The sequence below is a fragment of the Chryseobacterium amylolyticum genome (genome assembly GCF_051011775.1).
Taxonomy (GTDB): Bacteria; Bacteroidota; Bacteroidia; order Flavobacteriales; family Weeksellaceae; genus Chryseobacterium.
In genome coordinates, this window is record NZ_JBPCHX010000003.1 from 507,280 (window position 1) to 531,337 (window position 24,058).

At 35.8% G+C, this 24,058-nt stretch carries 18 protein-coding genes; 7 read left to right on the forward strand and 11 right to left on the reverse strand.

What is annotated here, in order from left to right:
• Nucleotides 1-25: 25 nt before the first annotated feature.
• From rffA to ACR1PO_RS11070, 10 genes are all read right to left on the reverse strand, one after another.
• On the reverse strand, nt 26-1,168 hold the full coding sequence (rffA, locus tag ACR1PO_RS11025) for a dTDP-4-amino-4,6-dideoxygalactose transaminase (protein WP_433986799.1): 1,143 nt from the start codon (nt 1,166-1,168) through the stop codon (nt 26-28).
• A gap of 2 nt (nt 1,169-1,170) precedes the next feature.
• A complete protein-coding gene (locus ACR1PO_RS11030) occupies nt 1,171-1,803 on the reverse strand; it encodes an acetyltransferase (protein ID WP_332388399.1) in 633 nt (210 codons plus the stop codon).
• On the reverse strand, nt 1,800-2,924 hold the full coding sequence (locus tag ACR1PO_RS11035; protein WP_433986800.1) for an ATP-grasp domain-containing protein: 1,125 nt from the start codon (nt 2,922-2,924) through the stop codon (nt 1,800-1,802). The genes ACR1PO_RS11030 and ACR1PO_RS11035 overlap by 4 nt, the downstream gene beginning before the upstream one ends.
• The gene (locus ACR1PO_RS11040; RefSeq protein WP_433986801.1) at nt 2,921-4,225 is read right to left on the reverse strand and encodes a glycosyltransferase; all 1,305 of its coding nucleotides are present in this window, start codon (nt 4,223-4,225) and stop codon (nt 2,921-2,923) included. The genes ACR1PO_RS11035 and ACR1PO_RS11040 overlap by 4 nt, the downstream gene beginning before the upstream one ends.
• Before the next feature lie 3 nt (nt 4,226-4,228).
• Entirely contained in the window at nt 4,229-5,464 is a 1,236-nt protein-coding gene (locus tag ACR1PO_RS11045; RefSeq protein WP_332388395.1) for an ABC transporter ATP-binding protein, read from the reverse strand.
• A 32-nt stretch (nt 5,465-5,496) separates the two neighbouring features.
• Nucleotides 5,497-6,345, reverse strand: a complete 849-nt coding sequence (locus tag ACR1PO_RS11050; protein WP_332388394.1) for an ABC transporter permease — start codon at nt 6,343-6,345, stop codon at nt 5,497-5,499.
• Nucleotides 6,346-6,519: 174 nt separating this feature from the next.
• Nucleotides 6,520-7,383, reverse strand: a complete 864-nt coding sequence (gene rfbA, locus ACR1PO_RS11055; protein WP_332388393.1) for a glucose-1-phosphate thymidylyltransferase RfbA — start codon at nt 7,381-7,383, stop codon at nt 6,520-6,522.
• Nucleotides 7,384-7,386: 3 nt separating this feature from the next.
• Nucleotides 7,387-7,836, reverse strand: a complete 450-nt coding sequence (locus ACR1PO_RS11060) for a hypothetical protein (protein ID WP_433986802.1) — start codon at nt 7,834-7,836, stop codon at nt 7,387-7,389.
• Between the two features lie 2 nt (nt 7,837-7,838).
• Nucleotides 7,839-8,918: a dTDP-glucose 4,6-dehydratase gene (gene rfbB, locus ACR1PO_RS11065; RefSeq protein WP_332388391.1), complete on the reverse strand. Its 1,080-nt coding sequence runs from the start codon at nt 8,916-8,918 to the stop codon at nt 7,839-7,841.
• Between the two features lie 4 nt (nt 8,919-8,922).
• The gene (locus ACR1PO_RS11070; protein WP_433986803.1) at nt 8,923-10,236 is read right to left on the reverse strand and encodes a UDP-glucose dehydrogenase family protein; all 1,314 of its coding nucleotides are present in this window, start codon (nt 10,234-10,236) and stop codon (nt 8,923-8,925) included.
• 214 nt (nt 10,237-10,450) lie between these two features.
• Here ACR1PO_RS11070 and rimP point away from each other — a divergent pair, with 214 nt between their 5' ends.
• From rimP to ACR1PO_RS11100, 6 genes are all read left to right on the forward strand, one after another.
• Entirely contained in the window at nt 10,451-10,918 is a 468-nt protein-coding gene (gene rimP, locus ACR1PO_RS11075; protein WP_433986804.1) for a ribosome assembly cofactor RimP, read from the forward strand.
• Between the two features lie 16 nt (nt 10,919-10,934).
• Nucleotides 10,935-12,170: a transcription termination factor NusA gene (nusA, locus tag ACR1PO_RS11080; protein ID WP_002982960.1), complete on the forward strand. Its 1,236-nt coding sequence runs from the start codon at nt 10,935-10,937 to the stop codon at nt 12,168-12,170.
• Between the two features lie 76 nt (nt 12,171-12,246).
• Complete coding sequence (gene infB / locus ACR1PO_RS11085) at nt 12,247-15,201, forward strand: translation initiation factor IF-2 (protein WP_433986805.1); 2,955 nt, start codon at nt 12,247-12,249, stop codon at nt 15,199-15,201.
• Between the two features lie 305 nt (nt 15,202-15,506).
• A complete protein-coding gene (locus tag ACR1PO_RS11090; RefSeq protein WP_433986806.1) occupies nt 15,507-18,431 on the forward strand; it encodes a SusC/RagA family TonB-linked outer membrane protein in 2,925 nt (974 codons plus the stop codon).
• 13 nt (nt 18,432-18,444) lie between these two features.
• The gene (locus ACR1PO_RS11095; RefSeq protein ID WP_433986807.1) at nt 18,445-19,977 is read left to right on the forward strand and encodes a RagB/SusD family nutrient uptake outer membrane protein; all 1,533 of its coding nucleotides are present in this window, start codon (nt 18,445-18,447) and stop codon (nt 19,975-19,977) included.
• A gap of 20 nt (nt 19,978-19,997) precedes the next feature.
• The gene (locus tag ACR1PO_RS11100) at nt 19,998-20,798 is read left to right on the forward strand and encodes a DUF4843 domain-containing protein (RefSeq protein WP_332388388.1); all 801 of its coding nucleotides are present in this window, start codon (nt 19,998-20,000) and stop codon (nt 20,796-20,798) included.
• Nucleotides 20,799-21,221: 423 nt separating this feature from the next.
• Here ACR1PO_RS11100 and ACR1PO_RS11105 read toward each other — a convergent pair whose 3' ends face one another.
• A complete protein-coding gene (locus ACR1PO_RS11105; protein ID WP_332388387.1) occupies nt 21,222-21,884 on the reverse strand; it encodes a hypothetical protein in 663 nt (220 codons plus the stop codon).
• Nucleotides 21,885-22,106: 222 nt separating this feature from the next.
• Here ACR1PO_RS11105 and ACR1PO_RS11110 point away from each other — a divergent pair, with 222 nt between their 5' ends.
• On the forward strand, nt 22,107-24,047 hold the full coding sequence (locus tag ACR1PO_RS11110; RefSeq protein WP_433986808.1) for a putative porin: 1,941 nt from the start codon (nt 22,107-22,109) through the stop codon (nt 24,045-24,047).
• The last annotated feature ends 11 nt before the right edge of the window (nt 24,048-24,058 follow it).

A 24,058-nucleotide genomic window follows, 5' to 3' on the forward strand; every position in this document is an offset into this window, starting at 1 on the left:
ATTGAGAAGTGGCGGGGCAGTTATATTATTTTTTATAAAAACTGTTGATCAATTCTATAATCTTATTTTGTTCAGATTCAGATAATTCATAATAAAAGGGAAGTCTCAGCAGACAATCTGTGAAATGGTCTGAGTTAGGAATATCTATTTTAGGATTATTTGCTAAGAAAAAGTCACTTTTATTCAAGCTAAGATAATGAAAAACAGGGTGGATATCCTGTGCTTTCAGGTACTGAATTAAATTACTCCTGTCCTCATAGCTGTTACAGACAATGTAAAACATGTGGGCATTATTGGTTGCAGAAGCAGGGATATCCGGCAGTGTAATGAATCCTTTTTCCTGTAACGAAGAAAGCCCGTTCTGATAATTATGCCAGATCTCTAATCTTTTTTTCTGTATGATTTCCAGGTTTTCCAGCTGAGCATATAAAAATGCTGATATGATCTCAGAAGGCAAAAAAGACGAACCCAGATCTACCCAGCCGTATTTATTTACTTCTCCACGGAAGAAAGCACTTCTGTTGGTTCCTTTTTCACGAATTACCTCAGCACGGTCAAAATATTGGGGATCATTAATAGCCAGCATTCCGCCTTCTCCGGCAATGATATTTTTGGTTTCATGAAAAGAAAAAGCTGCAAAGTGTCCTATAGATCCCAATGCTTTTCTTGTACCATCCGAGAAGGTGTAATAGCTGTCAATAGCCTGTGCAGCATCTTCTACCACAAATAGATTGTGCTTATGGGCAAGATTCATGATCTTCTCCATATCACAAGCTACTCCTGCATAGTGTACAGGAACAATAACTTTGGTTTTTTCTGTAATGTGCTTTTCTATTTCTGCCGGATCAATATTGGGATTATTGGCATAAGAATCCACGAAAACTATTTTGGCACCACGAAGAGCAAATGCATTGGCAGAAGAAACAAAGGTATAACTGGGAACAATTACTTCATCACCAGGTTCTACGTTGCATAAAATAGCGGCCATTTCCAGAGCATCAGTACATGAAGTTGTCATCAGAACTTTAGGAAAGTTATATTTCTGTTCAAAAAAATGCTGGCATTTCTTTGTGAACATTCCGTCACCTGAAATTTTGCCGCTTTTTACTGCTTCTTCAATGTATGTTAGCTCGTTGCCTATAATAAAAGGTTTGTTGAATGGAATCATATTTATTTTATAAATCTTGCAGGATTACCAACATACAATCCTGATGTATCTAAATTTTTAATGACTACGGTTCCTCCTCCCAATTGTATATTTTCTGAAATACTGATGTTATCAATAATTGTGCTGTTTATCCCAAGAATACATAATTCTGAAATGGTAACGAAACCAGCTATTGAAACTGAGGGAGAGAGAAAACTATGGTTGCCTATAACTGAGTCATGTGCAATGGAGCATGAAATATTGATGAGTGTATTTTCACCGATTTCCACATGCTGATCAATCATGCAATTGGGATACACAAAGCTTCCGGCCCCTATTTTTGCTGAAGAATCAACAATGGTTGTGGAATGGATAAAGGTATAAAATGGAATTGTGTTTTTAAATTGTTCGAATACCTGCTTTTTAAACGTGAGATGTTTATATCCGATAGCAATTATAAGTTCATCAAAAAGATTTTGTTCAAAAGAAGCCATAATATGGTCTATGCCGCCCAGAACAGGAAGGTTCTTAATGGTATTTCCTTTTTCCTGAAAATCATCAAAAAAACCAATAACCTTATCTTCTGTATCAGTATGAATATGATGCAGAATTTGTTGTCCCAGATGACCTGATCCAATAATAGCTATGCGTTTCATGCCAAATCAATTTTTTTGTCCGACTGATATATCAAATATCCTGAACGATCATTACTTGAGTGTGCCTGCTGTAATGAAGGGTTTGTTATTTCTTTTTTTACGATAAATGTTTCCAATGCATTTTCAGCAAAGAGAGGAAGCAGGTATTTCGTATTTTCTGATAAAAAATAGACTCCCGAATATTTTTTTTGTGATATTTCAGAAGGGAATTTAAATTCTCCCAAAGCAATATCCAAAACGGCTTGTACATAATCAAATCCTGTTGATAGCTGAACAAGATCCGAACCTATAAAATCTCCTCCCATACGGCTTCCTATTTCTATAGGGAAGACATTACCTTCTTTCGTGATCATAAGTTCTGCATGCGAAGCTCCGCTTTCAACCTTGGTAGCTTTCAGCATGGCATAGGTAATATCATGTATTTTATTTTGAATATCCTGGGGAAATGAACTGGGCTGATGATGTGCCAGTTCTACAAAATAAGGTTCTTCTGTAATAATTTTATCTGTGATTGTTATAATCTTATGCTCGCCGTTTAAACTTATTGTTTCCACGCTTACTTCTTTGCCTTTGATGTATTCTTCAACTACACAGGTTTTAGAGAAAGAATAACGTATTGCATTTTCTACTGCTTCTTTACATTCCTCAGGAGAATCTGCCTTTATTACTCCCAAACTTCCGGATCTGTCAGAAGGTTTTATAATCAATGGATAATTGAATGACTTAAAATCATCAGGATTAAATTCAGAAACTGAAATGGACCGGGGTGATACAATGTTATTTTCTTCAAAGCACTTCCTCATCAGCGACTTGTTTGTCGTTAATAATGAGCATTCAATGCTGTTTCCGGGGAGGTTTAATTCGTGGGCTACATAGGCAATTGTAGGAATACAGATATCAGTTGCAATGGTCAGGATACCATCTATACCAATTTGTCTGCATTCTGCAAGAATGGTTTCTTTTTCCAGAACAGAAACATCATAAAAGTAATCTGCATATTCTTTACAAACTGCTTTCCCGTCATCCCAGGCAAAACAATGTACTTCATGATTGTTTTCTTTCGCTTTTTTTACTAACGGCAGCTGCAGATAGCTGGCCCCTAAAATAGCAACTTTTTTCATGCTTCAAGGATGTTTTTAAAGATTTCTTCAGCATACTCATAAGACGAAAATTCTTCGACCTGTTTGACTGCATTTTGAGAAAAGGTTTTGTAAGAATCTTTATTTAATTCAAAGATCTTTTTTATTCCTTCAGCTAATTTTTCACTGTCCTTCAACGGAGCTTTATATCCATTGTAATCATTTATTACCATATTGGTGAGTACACCGGTATCAAAGCCTACCACAGGCGTACCACAGGCAAGAGCTTCGGAAACCATCATAGGCCCGGAATCTTCAATGGATGAATTGATAAAGATGTCAGCAGCCTGATATAATAATGATAATAACCTGTAGTCTTTTATGTAATCTATTTTTTGTTTTTTGAAGGTCACTCTGTTGAACTCTTCATTTACACTGTTGGAAACAACCAGAAGCACTATTCTTTCTTTTTGCTCAACAGGCAATTCTTTATCTAATATTTCAAGAGCCTCAAGAAGGTAGGAAAACCCTTTCCTTGGATCTTCCATATTTTGGGCGCCCGTTAAAATATAAAAGTGATCATCAGCTAATGAAAATATTTTTTTTGCGATTGATTTGTTTTTATCATTGAGTAATTTGGTGTCAATAAGGCTGTTGACATTATAAATTGTTTTCTGATCCTTATATATCTTTGATTCCTGAGCTTGCTTCAACGTCAGCCCTGAACCGGCAATAATCTGAAAGTTAGCTTTTTTTGCATTTTCAAATTTTCTTTCAAAATTATTTTTAGCTGTTACTCTTTCATCATTCTTTGTAATTGCGGGGCAGTTTTCATCACATCCTTTGATATAGCCGTCACATCCCCAAGAAAAATGGCAACCTCCGGTGAAATGATTCATATCTACTGTAACATTGTATATTTTTGCTTTGGTAGCATTATATATATTGAGAAGATCTGTACTGTTGAGAAAATCAATAGTCATTCCCGTGAAGATAAAATCAGGTGTGAAACCTACAATGTTCAGCATACTCTCAACATGAATATTTTCTGATAATTCATCTTTGCTGAAAAAGGAGTATTTTCTGTCTGTACTCAGTGCTTTTGGAGGCTGTACAGGATTTATTTTATTCTTTATTTTGCCGATAACTCTTGTCAATAGACCTGGATGTGGCGAAGAGTGTTGATGTCTGTAGGTTTTAATGAAGTCTTCATTTTTTGTTTTGTGTTTCACACACATGACAACCTCATGACCCATATTTTTCATAATATGAGCGACTTTGTACATGGCTTCGTATGCACCATTTACATCACCTGTAGAAAGAATTAATATTTTTTTACCCATTGTTTACATCCATATTACAGGTGGAGTGATAATTCCGTTGTCCGTATCTCCGGCAAGGAAATTCTCATGTCCCGTTTCAATGATATTAAGTTGTATGCCACCTTTTATAATATCGTACAATTCTACCGAGGGTGTATCTATAGCAACTGAAAGTACGTAAGTGTTAGGTATTAATTTACCTCCCTCAATCTTGAGAGTGAAATTATTTTCATTTTTTCCTTCAAATACTTTTCTCGTAATAAAGACCACATTTTCAAACTTATCCAAAACTGCAATATTGACTCTGATCCCTGTATTTACATTTCTGTTGACAAAACCTATATCCAGATTAATATCTTCATTATGGCCGAACTCAGTAGTTTCTACAGTTTTATTATTATATATTTTTACTTTTTGAATCTGTGCTTTTTTGCTCAAATCTTCTATATATCTGAAATCAACATTAGGAGATAATTCATTGATGATATAATTTTCCAAAACACTATTGATATCCCCGCGATGAGCGATCTGTCCGTTTCTCATTAATATTCCTGATGTACAAAGCTGCTTAACAGCTGCCATATTATGGCTTACAAAAAGAATTGTTCTTCCTTCTCCTTTGGTCACATCGTTCATTTTTCCCAGACATTTTTTCTGAAATTCTGCATCTCCTACAGCTAGAACTTCGTCTACAATAAGAATCTCAGATTCCAAATGAGCTGCAACAGCAAAAGCCAGACGGACATACATTCCTGAAGAATATCTTTTCACAGGAGTATCTATGTACCTTTCAACACCTGAAAATGCCACAATTTCATCAAATTTACGCTTGATTTCCTTACGGGACATACCCAAAATAGCCCCGTTTAAGAATACATTTTCCCTGCCTGTCATTTCCGGATGGAAACCTGTACCTACTTCTAACAGGGATGCGATTCTGCCATTCGTATATATTTTTCCTGTAGTAGGTTTTGTAACCTTACTCAATAATTTTAATAAGGTGGATTTCCCGGCACCGTTTCTTCCGATAATTCCTACTGCATCACCTTTTTCTATTTCAAAATTAACATCACGAAGAGACCATACATACTCAGAATCTCCTTTTGTAGTTCTGTCATTCGTTTCTCCAATTTTCAGATAAGGATCTTCTTTCCCTCTTACCTTGTGCCAGAACCTGTTGAGATCATGGGAAAGAGTACCCGTCCCGACTTGTCCCAGACGGTATTGTTTAGATATGTTTTCTGCTTTTAAAGCCAGCATTTTTTTTAATTTAAATTTTAAACAGCAAATAATTACACCGTATCCATAAACGTTTTTTCAACCTTGTTGAAAATAACAACTCCTACTGCCATGATGATGAGAATGATAGCAGAGCTCATCCCTAACATGAGAGGAGAGAAGTCACCAACCCCTAACCATGCATATTTAAAACATTCAAAAATACCTGTTAAAGGATTATATAGAGCAAGCTTCTTAAAGAATCCCGGTAATGAGGAAATAGGATATATCACCGGTGTTGCATACATATATAAGCTTACTCCAAACCCCAGCAGCATTGCCAGATCTTTATATTTTGTTGTAAGAGCAGAAAAAATCATACCCAATCCTAAGGCAAATAGGGCCATAAGGATTATCAGAAAGGGCGTTGCAAGGATCCATATGTTAGGATGAACTTTTCCTTCACTCAGATAATATGCCCATGCAAGGATAAATAAAAGAAACTGAACCCCAAACCTCATCAGATTGGAAATGACAATTGATAACGGAGTCACCAGTCTCGGGAAATACACCTTTCCGAAGATTCCTGCATTTCCGGTAAATGTAGAGGAGGTCGCCAGTAATGAGGCTGAAAAGTAATTCCAAAGAGTAACACCAGCCAGGTAAAAAAGAAGCGGCGGTGCACCGTCTGTAGGTAATTTGGCAATTCTTCCGAAAATAACCAGATAGACAATGGTTGTTAAGATGGGATTAATAAAAAACCAGATTGGCCCTAAAATAGTCTGTTTAAAACTGGATACAAAATCTCTTTTTACAAACATGTAAACAAGATCTTTGTATCGCCAGACTTCTTTTAGCTTCAAGTCAAATAACGAATGATCTGCATCAATCGTTTCTGTCCACTTCTGTTGTGGTTCATTCATCTGTGTAAGTTTTTGCAAATTTATAATAATTAATTCTTACCGTCTCTCTTAGTTTATGAATTTTCATCGTCAATAAAACTAAAAATCAACAACTAATATATTGATATTTGGCGGTATGAACAAAAACTATTGGCGTTATGGCCAATAGTCTGTGATTTTTATAAATTATATTGATTATTTTCCGATAAGTTGTTTCAGGTATTCACCATATCCGCTTTTACCATATTTGGTAGCCGTTTCAAGCAGTTTTTCTTCATTAATGAATTTGTTTCTGAACGCAATTTCTTCTATACAGCCTATTTTAAATCCTTGTCTTTTTTCAATAACGCTTACAAATTCTGAAGCATCGTGAAGAGAGTCAAAAGTTCCTGTGTCCAGCCATGCGGTCCCTCTGTCAAGAACAGCTACCTCAAGCTTTCCATTCTTTAAATAAACATTATTGATATCGGTAATTTCCAGCTCGCCTCTTGCAGAAGGCTTGATATTTTTAGCAATTTCGACTACATTGTTATCATAAAAATAAAGTCCGGGTACAGCATAGTTTGACTTTGGATTCAACGGTTTTTCTTCAATAGAAACGGCTTTCAGATCTTTGTCAAATTCCACGACACCATATCTTTCAGGATCAGCTACATGATAGGCAAAAACAACACCTCCGTCCGGGTTGGTTTTATTTTTCAGTAAAGTTCCCATTTCCGAACCGTAAAAAATATTATCACCCAGTACCAGTGCGGCAGGATCACTGCCGATAAACCTGTCGCCCAGGATAAATGCCTGTGCTAAACCATCAGGGCTTGGCTGTACAACGTATTCTATATTACAGCCGATTTGTGAACCATCGCCCAGAAGTTTGATGAAACCTTCCTGGTCATGCGGGGTAGTGATGATCAGAATATCCTTGATTCCTGCCAAAAGCAATGTGGAAAGCGGATAATAGATCATAGGTTTGTCATAAACCGGCATCAGCTGTTTACTTACTGCAATCGTTAGAGGGTAGAGTCTTGTTCCGGATCCTCCGGCTAATATTATTCCTTTCATCTTTTATTTTTGTATGTTTTCTATGGCATAATCCATTTGATTTTTAATATTTAAATCTATGGTGGGAGTGATGAGGAATACCGAATTATCTTTGGATAATTTTCCTCCTATGCCTTTATGAAATTGTATAAGTTCTTTTAAGTTTTTTTCCGGAATAAAAGAGAATGAGCTGTATAATGAAATTTTAAACTCATCAAAATTAAAACGGTTGATAATAGATCTTGCCTGTTCCTTTGTAATCAGTTCTTTGGGCGGATCCACACTGTAATCAAACATTTTCAGTTCCAGATAATCTTTTGCATAATTAATCAATGCTTCCTTATAATGGGAAACTTCTATAAACTCATCAATAAGCTTTTGCTGTGAAGAGTTTGCCATTGCCGGAGGCGGAGGGAGTGCCTGAGCATTAAAAAGAGAAGATATGATAAATAGCAATAGAAAAACCAGCTTCATGATTAATTATATTGAGTCTCGTAGTATTTCTGATAATCTCCACTCGTTACATGCTCCAGCCATTCCTTATTTTCCAGGTACCAGTCAATCGTTTTTCCTAACCCTTCTTCAAAAGTCACAGATGGTTTCCATCCCAGATCTTTATTTAATTTTGTTGCATCAATGGCATAACGTTTATCATGCCCAGGTCTGTCTTTTACATAGGTAATCAGTTTTTCAGAATAGCCTTCCGGTCTTTCCAGTTTAGCATCCATTTGTCTGATCAGTTCTCTTACAAGGTCAATATTCTGCCACTCATTAAAGCCTCCGATATTATATGTTTCTCCGGTTCTTGCTTCTTTAAAGATCTGATGAATCGCTCTGGCATGATCAATTACAAATAACCAGTCTCGGGTATACTTTCCGTCGCCATAAATTGGAAGCGGTTTTTCATTGATGATATTCGAAATGCAAAGCGGAATCAGTTTTTCCGGAAAATGATTAGGTCCGTAGTTATTGGAGCAGTTGGATACGATAAATGGCATTCCATATGTATTTCCATAAGCTCTTACCAAATGGTCGGAAGCTGCTTTTGAAGCTGAATATGGAGATTGAGGATCATATGGTGTTGTTTCCAGAAAGAATCCTGTTTCGCCTAAGCTTCCATATACCTCATCCGTTGAAATATGGTAAAAAAGATGTGTTCTTTTTTCATCCGGGAATCTGCCATGGGTATGATCAGGATTTAATGTCCAGAACTCTTTACACAGGTTCAGAAGATGGGCGGTTCCGTTCACATTCGTATTGATAAATGCCATCGGATCTGTAATACTTCTGTCTACATGACTTTCTGCAGCTAAATGTACAACAGCATCCGGGTTATATTTTTCAAAAACCTTTCTGAGTTCTTCCGGTTTTGTGATGTCTGCTTTTTCGAAAACATAATTGGGCTCATTTTCAATGTCCTTTAAGTTTTCCAGATTTCCGGCGTAGGTGAGGGCATCAAGATTGATGATCGTAGTGTCCGGATTGTTTTTTACAAATTCTCTTACAACATGGGAACCGATAAATCCGGCACCTCCTGTAATGATAATATTTTTCATTGATTTATTTTGAGATGGTCTTTCTTCCTATACTTTTATAATGAAATCCGTTTTGCTCAGGGATTTCCAATGGATACATGTTTCTGCCGTCAAAAATGACTTTGTTTTTCATTTTTTTAGCCATAAGTTCAAAATTAGGATTTTTGAATTCCGGCCATTCAGTAGCAATAAACAAGGCATCTACATCCTCCAGTGCATCATACATTCCTTTGGCATACCTGATTTTGCTGCCTAAAAGCTTCTGAACATTATTTTCTGCAACAGCATCATAAGCTATGATTTCTGCACCTTTCTCTAACAAAAGAGCGATATTGTCTAAAGAGGAAGCCTCTCTGATGTCATCTGTATTGGCTTTAAAGGCAAGTCCCCACATGGCAATTTTCTTTCCTTCAATATTTCCTCCGAAATATTTTTCAATTTCAGAAACCAAGATTACTTTCTGGGTTGTATTTACTTTTTCCGTGGCTTCCAGGATCTGGAAATTAAAGTCTTCCTGCTTCCCTGATTTTATAAGGGCTTTTACATCTTTAGGGAAACAGCTTCCGCCATATCCGATACCCGGGAATAAGAATCTGTGCCCGATCCTGTCGTCACTACCCATTCCCAGTCTTACCTTATCTACGTCTGCACCTACTTTTTCGCAATAGTTCGCAATTTCATTCATAAAGGTAATTTTTACTGCCAAAAATGAATTCGCTGCATATTTGGTAAGCTCTGAGGATTTTTCATCCATAAAGATGATGGGAATCCCTGTATTGGTAAAGGGCTGGTAAATTTTAGACATGATGTCTTTGGCTCTTTCTGAGCTGGCGCCTACAACTACTCTCGAGGGATTCATAGAGTCTTCAACGGCAAAGCCTTCTCTTAAGAATTCAGGATTTGATACCACATCAAAAGGGATATCTGTTCTGGAAGAGATCGTTTCTCTTACTCTTTCCGCAGTTCCCACAGGAACGGTACTTTTATTGACAATGACTTTATATTCAGTCATCAGTTCACCAATATCCTGGGCTACCTTAAGTACATAAGACAGGTCTGCAGATCCGTCTTCCCCCGGAGGAGTAGGCAATGCCAGATAAATAACTTCGCTTTTATCTAAAGCTTCTTTAAGATTGGTAGTGAAAAATAATCTTTCAGACTGGATGTTTCTCAAAAACATTTCTTCAAGGTTCGGCTCATAGATGGGAACAATGCCGTTTTTCATACCTTCTACTTTTTTTTCATCAATATCAACACAGTATACTGAATTGCCAAGTTCTGCCAGAGTAGTTCCTGTAACTAATCCTACATAACCTGTTCCTACAATCGTTATATTCAAAATGTTTGTTTTAAAATTCTAAAGACAAAAGTAATAAAAATCCTGTGACATATTCTTTTAATTTATTGTAAATGAACCGGGCGCTATTTGCTTGATACTTAATATAATTTTGCATTTTTAGAAAAAAAGCTTATATTTGCAATGGATTTACGGAAAAAATGGGAAGGCTTCGGAAGAAAGCCTTTTTTCGTACTGTAAATCAAGATAAAAATATATGGAGTTTAGAAAAAGAATTGAAGAATTATTAAATGAATTCCTTGAGACCAGAAAAGATCTGTTTCTTATTGATCTTAAGATTTCTGCAGGGGATGATATTACAGTGATTTTAGATGGTGATAACGGAGTTTCTTTGCAGGATTGCCTTGATGCAAGCCGTGCAATAGAATTCAATATGGATCGTGAAGAACATGACTTCAGCCTTCAGGTGATGTCTGCCGGACTGAGTGAGCCATTATCCACACCGAGACAGTTCAGTAAAAACATTGGAAGAGAGATTGAGGTGATGCTGGGGGATTCTTCTAAAATTGAAGGGGAATTGTCAAAAGTAGATGATGAGAAAATCACCCTTGTTTTGCGTTACCGTAAGCCGAAAGATATCGGAAAAGGGAAAGTAGATGTAGAGGAGGAAAAAGAGATTCCTTACTCTGAGATCAGAAAAGCATTAGTAGTAATTAAATTTTAAAAAGAAAAAAGAATAGATGGATAATATAGCGTTGATTGAATCCTTTGGTGATTTTAAAGACGAAAAAGGGATCAGTAAGATTGATCTTATGGCAATTATTGAAGATTCACTGAAAACTCTTTTAAGAAAGAGATTTGATTCAGATGACCATTTTGATGTGATTGTAAACCCGGATAAAGGAGATTTTCAGATATTTTTAAATAAAACAATTGTAGAGGACGAAATGTCTGAAGATGATGATCTGGAAATTGAAATTTCTGAAGCGAAAAAGATAGACCCTACCTTCGAAGTAGGCGAAGACTTTACAATGGAAATTCCTGTTGCGCAGTTGGGAAGAAGAAATATTCTTACCCTGAAGCAGATTCTGGCTACTAAACTTCAGGAGCATAATAATGCAATGCTGTACGAACAGTTCAGAGATAAAATTGGGGAAATAGTTGTAGGAGAAATCCACCATATCCGTCATAAGCACGTGATTTTGCTGGATGATGAAGGGAATGAATTTATTTTACCGAAAGAAAACCAGATCCCATCCGATTTCTTTAAAAAGGGTGAGAATATCAGAGCTATTGTTGAGACAGTAGATTTTAAAGGTTCTAAACCGCAGATTATTATTTCCAGAACTGCACCTAAATTCCTTGAGAAGTTATTAGAGCTGGAAATTCCTGAGATCCAGGACGGTACAATTATCTTGAAAAAGGTAGTAAGAATTCCTGGTGAAAAGGCGAAGATCGCAGTAGATGCTTATGACGACAGAATTGATCCGGTAGGAGCTTGTGTAGGAGTAAAAGGATCCAGAATTCATGGCGTTGTAAGAGAGTTGAGAAATGAAAACATCGATGTTATTCAGTGGTCTAAAAACCCTGAGATCTTGGTGAAGAGAGCATTAGGAAACGTTACCATTAACAAAATTGAAATCAATGAGGAGACCAACTACGCGTTGGTGTATACTCCGGTTGAGGAAATTTCTAAAGTTATCGGAAAACAAGGTCAGAATATCAGACTGGCTTCTTGGTTGACAGGATATGAGATTGATGTATACAGAGAGTCCAGCGAGGATGATGATGTTGAATTGAAAGAATTTAACGATGATATCGAGCAGTGGATTTTGGATGAGTTTAAGAAAGTAGGACTTACAACTGCAAAATCAGTATTGGATAAAGAAACTGAGAGTCTTTTAAATATGGTAGACCTTGAAGAAGAAACGATCGAAGAGGTTAAACGTATTCTGAGAGAAGAATTTGAAGATTAAGATTTAAATAAATTTTAATAAACAGTAAAAAGGAAATACTTTAATTTTAAAAATTAAAAAACAGTAAATAATATAAATGCCAAAAATTAGATTAAATAAAGCGGTTAAGGAATTCAACATTTCGATGTCCAGATTAGTAGAATTTTTACAGTCAAAGGGTTTCGAGGTTGAAAGCAATCCTAACGCTCAATTGGAAGAAGCGGCATATTCTGCATTGGAAGCTGAGTTTGCTAAAGACGGCGAACAAAGAAAGGCTTCCCATGAGGTGGTGATCACTAAAGTTCCGGAAGAAAAGCTGGAAATTGAAGAAAAGAAAACCCCTGAAGTGATAAGAGCTAAAGCAAATAAACCAGAAACTAGAATTTTAGGTAAAATAGACTTAGAAACTAAAAAGCCTGAAGTTGAAGAAGCTCCTGTGGCTCCTGTTGCGACACCGGTTGAAGAAAAGAAAGAAGAAATCGTGAAAGAAGAACAGCCGGAAGTTAAAGCAGCGCCTGAAAAGCAGGAATTTAAGGTTTTGGATAAAATTGATTTGTCTCAAATAGAATCTAGAAACAGACCTGTGAAAAAAGACAAACCAAAAATGGAGGAGAAAAAAGAAGAAGTTAAACCGGCAGAACCGGTAAAAGAAACTCCAAAACCAGTGGTTGCAGAGGAGAAAAAAGTGGAAACTCCAAAAGTAGAGACTGAGTCTGAATCTCAGGAACCACAGAAAATTGAAACCGTTTATCAGAAACTTGATGGTCCTAAGATCGTTGGAGAAAAGATAGACTTAACTCAGTTTGCGCCAAAGCCAGGTGCCGGAGCAAAAAAGAAAAGAAAGAGAATTGAAAAACCTGGCGGCCAGAATAACCAGCAAGGTCAGGGGAATAATCAAAACTCAGGAAATAACACCCAGGGTGGTCAGGGCCAGGGAAACCGTCAGCATAATAACGGAGGACAAGGTGGAAACCGCCAGGGGCAGGGCGGACAAGGAAATCGCCCTCAAGGTCAGGGAGGCCAGGGTGGAAACCGTTTTGGAAATAACCAGGGTGGTGGAAACCGTCAGGGGCAAGGTGGCGGCTTCAAAAAAGGAGGCCAGAACAACAGACCCGGACAAAGAGTTATGCCGGTTGAACTGACTGATGAACAAGTTAAGAATCAGATCAAGGAAACATTAGAAAAACTTACCAATAAAGGGGGGAAATCCAAATCTGCAAAACACAGAAAAGACAAAAGAACTTTCCGTAGAGAGCAGGATGAGCGTCAGCAGGAGCTTGAAGCACAAGACAGAACTCTTAAAGTAACAGAATTCATCACAGTAGGTGAATTGGCAAGTTTGATGAATGTTTCTCCAACTGAAGTAATCTCTGCTTGTTTCTCATTAGGGGTAATGGTTACCATGAACCAAAGACTTGAAGCTGATACCTTATTATTAGTTGCAGATGAATTTGGATATAAAATCGAATTCTCAGATGCTGATCTTGAAGATACAGATTCAGAAGATGAAGTGGATACAGAAGAAAGCCTTGTATCGAGAGCTCCTGTAGTTACTGTAATGGGACACGTTGACCACGGTAAGACTTCATTACTGGATTACATTAGAAAAACAAACGTAATTGCTGGTGAGTCCGGTGGAATTACTCAGCACATTGGTGCTTATAACGTGAAACTGGAGAATGGTCAGAGAATTACTTTCTTGGATACTCCTGGTCACGAGGCCTTTACTGCGATGAGAGCAAGAGGGGCACAGATTACCGATATTGCAATTATCGTAATTGCTGCCGATGATGATGTAATGCCTCAGACCAAAGAAGCTATTGCTCACGCGCAGGCTGCACAGGTTCCAATGATTATTGCGATCAATAAGGTTGATAAGCCTAACGCAAACCCTGATAACATCCGTCAGCAGCTTTCCGGTTTGAATCCTCCGGTTCTTGTAGAAGAGTGGGGTGGAAATGTTCAGGCACAGGAGATTTCAGCTAAGTTCGGTAATAATGTAGATGTATTATTGGAGAAGGTTTTATTACAGGCTGAAATGCTTGAATTAAAGGCTAATCCTGATCGTTCTGCAAATGGAGTTGTTATTGAAGCATCTTTAGATAAAGGGAGAGGTTATGTGGCAACAATGTTGGTACAGTCCGGAACTTTAAGAGTTGGAGACTATGTGGTAGCAGGTAAAAACCATGGTAAAGTAAAAGCTTTGCTTGATGAAAGAGGAAAAAATCTTAAAGAAGCGGGGCCGTCAATTCCTGCAACAATCTTAGGTTTGGACGGAGCGCCTACTGCAGGTGATAAATTCCGTGTATATGCTGATGAAAGTGAAGGTAAAGCTATTGCCAATAAGAGAGAACAGTTACAAAGAGAACTGTCAATCAGAACCAAGAAGCATACGACGCTTGAAGAATTGGGCAGACGTATTGCTTTAGGAGAATTCAAAGAATTGAATATTATCCTGAAAGGAGACGTGGATGGTTCTGTAGAAGCTCTTTCTGATCAGTTACAAAGATTATCAACAGAAGAAATCAGTGTTAAAATTCTTCACTCAGGTGTAGGTCAGATCACTGAATCTGATATCAACTTAGCAGCAGCATCAGATGCGATTATTATTGGATTTAATGTAAGAGCAGGTGCTAATGCAAAAGAACTTGCGGATCGTGAGGAAATTGAGATCAGAACGTATTCTGTTATCTATAAAGCAATTGATGAGGTAAAAGAAGCAATGGAAGGAATGCTTTCTCCGGAAATTCAGGAGCAGGTGATCGGTAACGTTGAAATCCGTGAGGTATTCAAGATTTCTAAAGTAGGAACAATTGCAGGTTGTATGGTTCTTACCGGAAAAGTAACAAGACAGTCTAAAGTACGTTTGCTAAGAGATGGTATTGTGAAATTTGACGGAGAGCTTGAAAGCTTGAAGCGTTTCAAGGATGATGTTAAAGAAGTCACAAAAGGCTACGAATGTGGTCTGAACCTGAAAGGTTATAACGACATCGAAATCGGAGATATTCTTGAAGTGTACGAAGAAGTAGCGGTTAAGAAAAAACTGAAATAAATATATCCTAAATATGTGAAAACCACTTTTTTATAAAGTGGTTTTTTTATTTTCCAACCTCATGTAATTTATAATGATTCTAAATAATTATTTTTGAATTATCAATAATTTGTTAAATTTAAAATGGTTTGCTTAAAAATTATTTTTTATTAAATAAAAATCATCTATTATTATTAAATCTCATTCTATTTACGTAATTTATAAATAAAACATTAAAAAAAAACACTGTTTAAACATTGGTTTAATTTGTGAATGTTAATATTTATTAACATATTTGCCCATTAAATATATTAAAATTTGTTAATATGAATGTTAAATTACGTGTATTGACAGCTGGTGTGCTGTTTTTTACAGGCCAGGCCGTGTTTGCTCAAAAAAAACCAAGCGACACTCTTAAGCCAAAAGACGCAAAAGAAACAAAAATTGATGAGGTAGTTGTACTTGGATATAGTAAAGTATCCACAAAAGCGAAAGATGTAACAGCTTCTACCACTGTTACTGCAGAAAAATTTGAAAATCGCCCTACAACATCATTCTTGAACTCTTTGCAAGGTGAAGCGCCTGGTTTGACAATCAACTCAACATCAGGTCAGCCAGGATCTGGTAAGATTGATGTAATCATTAGAGGGGTTGGATCTCTAAGTGCAGGCTCTGAACCTCTGTACGTTATTGATGGTATTATTTCGAATGCGACTCAATACAGAAACTTAAATGACAGCGATATTGAATCTGCGTCTATTCTTAAAGATGCTGCTGCAACTTCCATCTATGGTAACAGAGCTGCAAATGGGGTAATTGTTATTAATACTAAAAGAGGTAAATATAACTCTCCAATGAGATTCTCATATAATGGGTTTACAGGGGTTAGCTTTTTACCAAAGACAGACTATAATATGTCTAATACCCAACAGGCATTGACTCTAGAGAAAAGAGCTGGTGCTGGATTAGGGGCTACACTTACCGATGCACAGATCAATAGCTATCCAGTGAATACCGATTGGAGAAAAGTTTTCTTTAATGCAGGTTTTACCCAAAAGCATGACGTAGCAATGACAGTAGGGGGACAAAATGTAAACTTATATTCATCTCTAGGTTATTTTGATCAGACGGGTATTGTATCTAATGTGTCTGATTTTAAAAGATTTACTTTTAGAAATAATTTGAATGGTAAATCGGAAAATGGTAAATTCACTTATGGCGCCCAGGTAGCTTTATCATTCTCAAAAAGACATCAGTTGGATGAAGAAACTAATGCTAATATAAGCAATAACTCTATCCAGAACCCATTACATGGTGCTAATGCCGGACTTCCATATTTACCTTCTGGTATCTATCAAAACGGACAGCAGATATATGATGCTATTGGAACTAATTTTGACGGTGGGAAAAATATTTACTCTCTTGAAGATGTATTGAGAAAAGGTTCAATGCCAAATGAGAGAACAGAAACAGGTATTATTGCGAATATTAATTTAGGCTATAAGTTAACTGATTATTTGACGCTTAATCATAAGTCTGGGGTAGATTATAAATACCAAGAGACTAATTTTGCCAGAGCTCCTTGGAACTACTTAGCTATTGCAACAGCAATGTCTGGAGCAAATGCTACTGTAAATCCAAAACCATTTGGTGGTATTGAAGATTTTTCAAAGACAAGAGAGTTTAATTATAATGCTATTACCAGCTTAAACTTTAACAAAACATTTGGAGATAAACATACTATTAACGGAGGTGTTTATCTGGATTATCTTAAAATTATATACAACGGTACATCTCAGAGAAGAACTGGTTTGAACCCAATAAACTGGGTTTTTGGAGCAGGTACAGGTTATGTTGATCCTGTGTACTATGCTAACCCAAGCGGTGGAGCTCCTATCGTTTACTATGTACCAAGTGCTTCTGCTAGTAAAATTAAAGCGGGGGCTCTAGCATATTTTGCTACTGCAGATTACGATTATGATAGTAAATATGGTGTAAGTGCATTGATAAGAAGAGATGGGTCATACAGATTTGTTTCTGATAATAAATGGGCTACATTCTGGTCTGTAGCAGGTAGATGGAATATCGATAAAGAAAACTTTATGCAAGGATCTATATTCGATATGTTGAAATTAAGAGTGTCTTATGGAGAGCAGGGTAACCAGAATATTATTGCAGTATCTGCAGGTAGTAATCCGATGCTGGTAGGAACTAATCTTGTTAGAGATACTTATGTTGCTGGTACAGGATACAATAATATTGCTGGAGCTTTAGGAGTAGGTGTATTTGCTAACCCTGACGTAAAATGGGAAAGACTTGCACAAACTAACATTGGTTTGGATTTCAGATTATTAAACAGAAGATTGGAAGGTAATATTGATGTATATGACAAAACAACAAAAGATCTATACAATGATATTAACTTATCTGCGGTTACAGGAACAACATCTATTAAAGGTAATAATGGTAAGCTTCAGAACAGAGGTATTGAAGTATTATTAAGATACAACATTATTCAGACTGAAAGTACAAAACTTTCAATCTATGGAAATACTGCTTATAATAAAAACAAGATCTTATCTCTAGTTAAGGATGATAATGCGGGAACAACTAGAAATGTTGTTGGTGGACCTATTGATCAGTGGTTTCTAGCTCCTTATTTAGGGGTTAATCCTGCGAATGGTCAAGCTCTTTATGAAGATATTAATGGTAACCCAACTGAAACTATCAATAATACAACAGACGCAAGAGCTACCGGTAAGAATATGTTCCCTGTATGGAGTGGTGGATTCGGTTTCAACTTTGAATATAAAGGTGTTTTTGTTGATGCTCACTTTACTTATCAGGCAGATGTTTGGAAGTATGATAATGCAATGGCGTGGTTATATGACCCATCAAGTATTGGTAGCTGGAATCAGTCAGCAGATATGCTGAATGCTTGGTCTCCAACTAATCTTAATGGAGATATCCCTTCCCTGACAGCAACTAATCTTCAGTTAGCTGATTATTCAGATAGATTTTTAAAAGACGCATCATTCGTAAGATTAAAAAACCTTTCAGTTGGATATAGTTTACCAAAATCAGTTCTTCAGAATACCTTTGTTAAAGGTTTGAAAGTGTTTGTTCAGGCTGAAAACATACTTACATGGACGAAATGGAGAGGATATGATCCTGAACCAAATTTTGCATATTCTTTATCAGTTTATCCAAATATGAAAACAGTAAGTTTAGGGGCAAATATTGAATTCTAAAAAAAGTTATAAAATGAAAAAAATCAAATATTTAATATATGGTGTTGCAATAGCTTTCTCTCTATCTTCTTGTAAAGATGCAATTGATATTGTACAAGATGGAGAATTGACGGAGCAGGTAGCACTTCAAAGGGTTTCCGATTTAAGATCTTTTTTAAATGGAAATATATATACTTCATATGATACTGGTAATGAAATACAATTGACCGCTGCGTTTACGGATGAGGTAGGTATTACACCAGGAAATTCTGGATGGTATTTTGCAGAACATAGATATATCTTAAATAGTGCTACCGCCCAGGTAGGAGGTGTTTGGGTTAACAGCTATCTGACAATTAACCGAGTTAACAGGTTGTTGAGAGCTGCTGCCACAATAACTCCAAACTCAGGTGAAGAAGCAGAGTATAACTCTATTTTAGCTGAAGCAAGGACTATGAGAGCTCTTGCATATTTAAGACTGGAGTCATATTTTACTACAAATATGGCTGATGATTCTGCATTAGGGGTAATTTGGGTAGAAGGGGTGCCTCAGACTGATTCTCAACTTCCAAGAATATCTAATGGAGAAATCTATGCTAAAATTGAGGCCGATCTAAATTTTGCTGAAGCTAACCTTAAACCTGGTAATTCTTATTTGTTTGTAACAAATAATCTAATTAATGCAATTAGAGCTAGAATGTATTCATACAGAGAAAAATATGCTTTAGCAAAGCAATATGCTCAGGCTGTTATCAATAATGGTGGGGCACTAACTTTAGCAACGCCTATACCTGCAAATCCAGGGAGCTCTACATTTAATTCCTCTTTCTACTCAGCTTCTACTACAAACCCTTATAGAAAAATGTGGGCAGATGGAGCACAGGGAGAGATTATTTTTGCACTTAGCAGGCCTTCAGCAGGTTCATGGAGTAATGTTGCTAATCTTTTTACTACTAACACAACAGATCTTAATGGTTCTCCTCTATTAGACATGGGACGTAATCTGTTTAATCTTATGGATCCTACTTATGATGTAAGAAGATGGGCATTTATAGATCCAACTTCATTAGTAAGCCCTACCTATAATACAGATCCTGATTATAGATTTACAGATGTATTGGTTATTGATAAATACCCTGGTAAAGGAAATACACCGCTTAGAAATGATTTGAAAATATTCAGGCTTTCTGAAATGTATTTGATCCTTGCTGAAGCTGCGGTTGCTGAAAATGACCTAGCGACTGCTGCTCTGAATGTTAAAAAGGTGAGAGATGCGAGGAGATTTACCGGTACTGCTCCTGCATTGTCTTATACATCTCAGAAAGAAGCTTATCGTGATATATTAAAAGAAAGAAGAGTAGAGTTTTGCTTTGAAGGATTCAGATATGTTGACTTAAGAAGATTAGGTAAAGCCAATAAAGCAGATGTAAGTATTGATAGAAATCATACAGATGATATTGTAGATACACCTCTTACTTTAAGTATTACAGATTACAGATGGACATTCCCGATTCCACAATCTGAAGTATTAGGTAACCCGTCTATTGTTCAAAATCCAGGTTATTAATCTTATCAAAGTTATAGAAAATGAAAAATATATTTAAAATTCTTTCGGCTATTATTGTTTTGGGTTTTACAGCGGTTGCATGTAAATATGATGATGAGCCAACATATGAAGGAAACTCTTTATTGGAGTTTGATAAAACAGAACAGACTGCTTTTGTTGTATTGAATAAAAATAGTGCTGATTATTTGGTTACTTATGGGGTTCTTAAAGCTGTTGATGGAGACCATAATGTTGAATTGGTTTTTGACTCTAGTCAATCTACAGCTGTTTTAGGAACTGACTTTACAATTGTTGAGGGAACTGATGTTCTAAAATCAGGAAGCGTATTAGGTGATTTTAAAATAAAAGTAACAGAGGCTGCAGCTGAAGCAGGAAAGGTAGCGGTTTTTAAACTTAAATCAGGTACTTTAGGTAATGCTATATTTAACCAAGAGGTAGTAGTTACTTTCAAATTGTCTTGTCCTTTAAACAATTTCCCATTAACTTACGATGTTGATGTTATTGCATTTGGTGATAATGCCCCTTCACATCAACAGGTATTTACTCGTGTAGCAGGTACAGATAATCAGTTTAAAGTTAATTCATCATGGGGGCCAACCTTTGTTGCTTGGGCTACTGAAGATCCAAGTTATAATAACCAATATCTTCACCCGGGAGTAATTACGATTAACTGTAGGAATGTTACATTTAAGAGTGATGTGTCTTGGGGTAAAGGTGGTACAGGTACATATGATCCAAATACCGGAATCATAGATATCGTAGTAGGACAATCGTTATTCACTTCACCATTTACTGCAAGATGTATTTTTAAACCTCATTAATAGTTATGCTTGATTATTAAATAGATATTTAGAATAAATTCAAAAGATTATTTATAATAAGCTAATAATATAAATCAACAACCACTTTTCAAAAGTGGTTGTTTTTTGTTTTTTGTGAGCTGTATTACTTGGTAAAGGTTTGGTTTGTTCAGATATTTTAACAGAGATAAACCAATGTGTTTTATAGTGTTGAGTAGTAAAAAAATGAAGATTTATAAACACTTGTAATAATGGAAAAAATGTGTCCCTATTTAATATAAATGGATTACTACCGCTATTAAAGGACCTTTATCTTCATGTATTATAAAATAACTAATATACTTATCTACATTAATCCTAAAAAAGACCAGCTATTATTAATAGCTGGTATTTTTTATTAAAGAATTTATCTTAAATAGTTTTCGTCTTGAGATTAAATTTATATTATTGCTGGTTAAGAAAATTAACTAATTTTATTAAATCTTCTTCTTTTTCAATTTTGATTTTATTTGATTTCAGAAAGCTATTCAATGCATCTTTTTTATCTGGAAGTTGAGATGCTAAATCTTTTGTTGATTTAAAATTTCCAATAAGCTGTCCATCGGTCTTAATGTAATATATTGGTTCCATGTTTCTAAACTTAGCTGGCTGGTCTGTCTGATAAGGTGTAGGTGCAGGAATAAAATCTATAAACTTTGTTTTAAGTTTTTTGTAAAGGCTGTATTTACCTTTTACAATTTCAAAATAATATCCCTCTGAGTCTAATAAAACAAGTGTATTTTTTGAATTTCTAAATGTAATTCTGGAAAAGGTTTCGTTTTTGGGTAATACTAATACCTCTTCGTTTTTTTTGAATTCTATTTCATCCTTATACGTATTATATCGTATCAATACATCCTCATAGCTGGGAGATACAGAAGCCATTGAGAATTGTTTTTCTAAGTATGCACTTCCTTCTATTTCATCGTAAGTAAGCTTATCAGATTTTTTACTTCCTATTACTGAATTGTTACTAGGAATAAGCCCGGTTCCATATAAAGACAATAAAGTCTGTGAACTATAATTTGAGCACATAAATAGGAATAATAAAATTGGAACGGTTTTCATAAAATTATGGTTAGTTTTAGTTGTGAATGTACAAAATAATTTTAGAAAAACATTTATTTTCATTTGAAATTGTAAGAATTTATAAACTTAATATTTGTATAAATATGCAGTTAAGTAATAAGTTTGTTAAATTGTTTCTAACAAAAATAGCTCAAGCTCCACATTTTCTGTGGGGTTTTTTATGTCCTTTTATTTCTTATTTTTGCTGTACAATAATGAATAATGAAGTACATCCTTTTCATACTCTTCTCTTTAAGTTTTGTTGCCAGGGCACAGGTCGTAAATAAAGCCGATGTGAAGCCTCAACCCAAAAAAGAAGATACACTGGTGATAGACTCCGGGAAAAAAGATTCCCTGAAAATTTTCAAGCCTACTATTAATGATTATCAGTATCAGACTCAGTTTTCTGAAAAGAAAGTTTTTGATACCGTAATGACTTTTGATAAAACATACATCTTTTCACAGCAAAATAATAAAGATAACTTTGGAAGAATACAGCCTGCCAATATTGGCTCGGGGTTCAATCCGCTTGTTTTTGAAGTGAACGACGAGCAAAACCTTTCCCTGCTGCCTTCCAATAAGTCTTACATGATCATTGGAGCCAATGATGTGAAGTATTATGACGTAAAGACACCTACCGCATCATTTATTTATCATAATGCAATGCGTAACGGTGCCGCTCTGAAGTCTACCTATACCCAGAATATAGGAAAGAGATTCAATTTTGCTCTTGAATATATGGGGCTTCGTTCTCAGGGACTTTACAGAAATTCATTAGCGGCGAATAACAATACTTTATTCTCCGGACACTATGTTTCAAAAAGCGGGAATTATGAGCTTTTTGCCCACTATCTTCACCAGAATGTAAACAATCAGGAAAGTGGTGGTATTACTGAAGATAATCTGTTTCAGAGTGGTGACAGCAATTATAGCAACAGACAAAATGCTCAGGTAAATTTAGCCTCTTCCAGCTCTCAGTTTTCTTACCGAAGATACTACCTGAGTCACCAGTTTACCCCATTCAATGCTGAAAAGTTTCCTTTCAGTATCAGGCATATTATTTCTCATCAGGGAAATAAATATTATTACAATCAGACAACTCCTGAAACATATTGGTATAATGCTCCTGCAGATTTAGTGAATGGTTTTCCGCTGACAACAAAAAAATATTCTGAAAATTTCAGCAATACGGTAAGCCTGATCTTTAATAATGAAAAATTCAAACTGGATGCAGGTGTGCGTTATCAGATCATTAAGTTTGGGGTAACAGATATTGCGTCTATTAATAATGGATTTCCTTTTCCGAATGAACTTAAAGAAAACAGAATTGGTGCTGTAGGAAATCTTCAGGTAAAACTTTGGGACAAAATTCAATTGAATTCATTCCTGGAATTTTCAAACGGAAGCCAGTTTAAAAGCTACCTGAAAACAACCAATAATCTGAAATTTGAACCTGTCAAAGATTATTTCGTTAATGCAAAGGTGAATTTCCAAAGTGCATATCCTTCATTTAATTACTTACTGAATACTTCCGTTTATAACAAATTCAACTATTATCTTGAAAATGCGAAGAACCAATCTGTAATGGAAGTGGGGGGAAGTATCAATCTGAAATGGTTTAAAACAGAGATTTTCGCCAATTATTTCAGGATCGATAACTATACTTACTTTGACAGCAACGGAAGTCCGAAGCAAAGTGATAATTCTGTAAATATCTCTCAAATTGGAGGAGATGCTACATTTAGCTTTAATAAATTCCATTTGAATACAAGATTACACTTCCAGAATACTTTAACTAACAAAGAACTACTTCCGCTGCCGGGCTTTGTTGGTAGAGCTAATTTCTTCTACCAGACACAGGCTTTTAAAAAAGCAGCAGAAATTCAGGCTGGTGTTAAGGTATATTACTTCTCTAAATTCGCATCAAGAGAATATTTCCCTATTCTTAACGAATATATTCTTCCAAGAGCAGATTCATTTTCAATTGGAGGACAGCCTATTGCCGATATTTATATTAATATGAAAGTGAAAAAAATGTTCTTTTTCATAGAAGGTCAGCAGATAGGAACTGTTATTTCCAATAACAAAGCATACGCATTTCCACATTATCCGGTATATGATTTCAGATTGAATATCGGGATCGTGTGGTATTTGTTCAACTAAAAACTGTACAG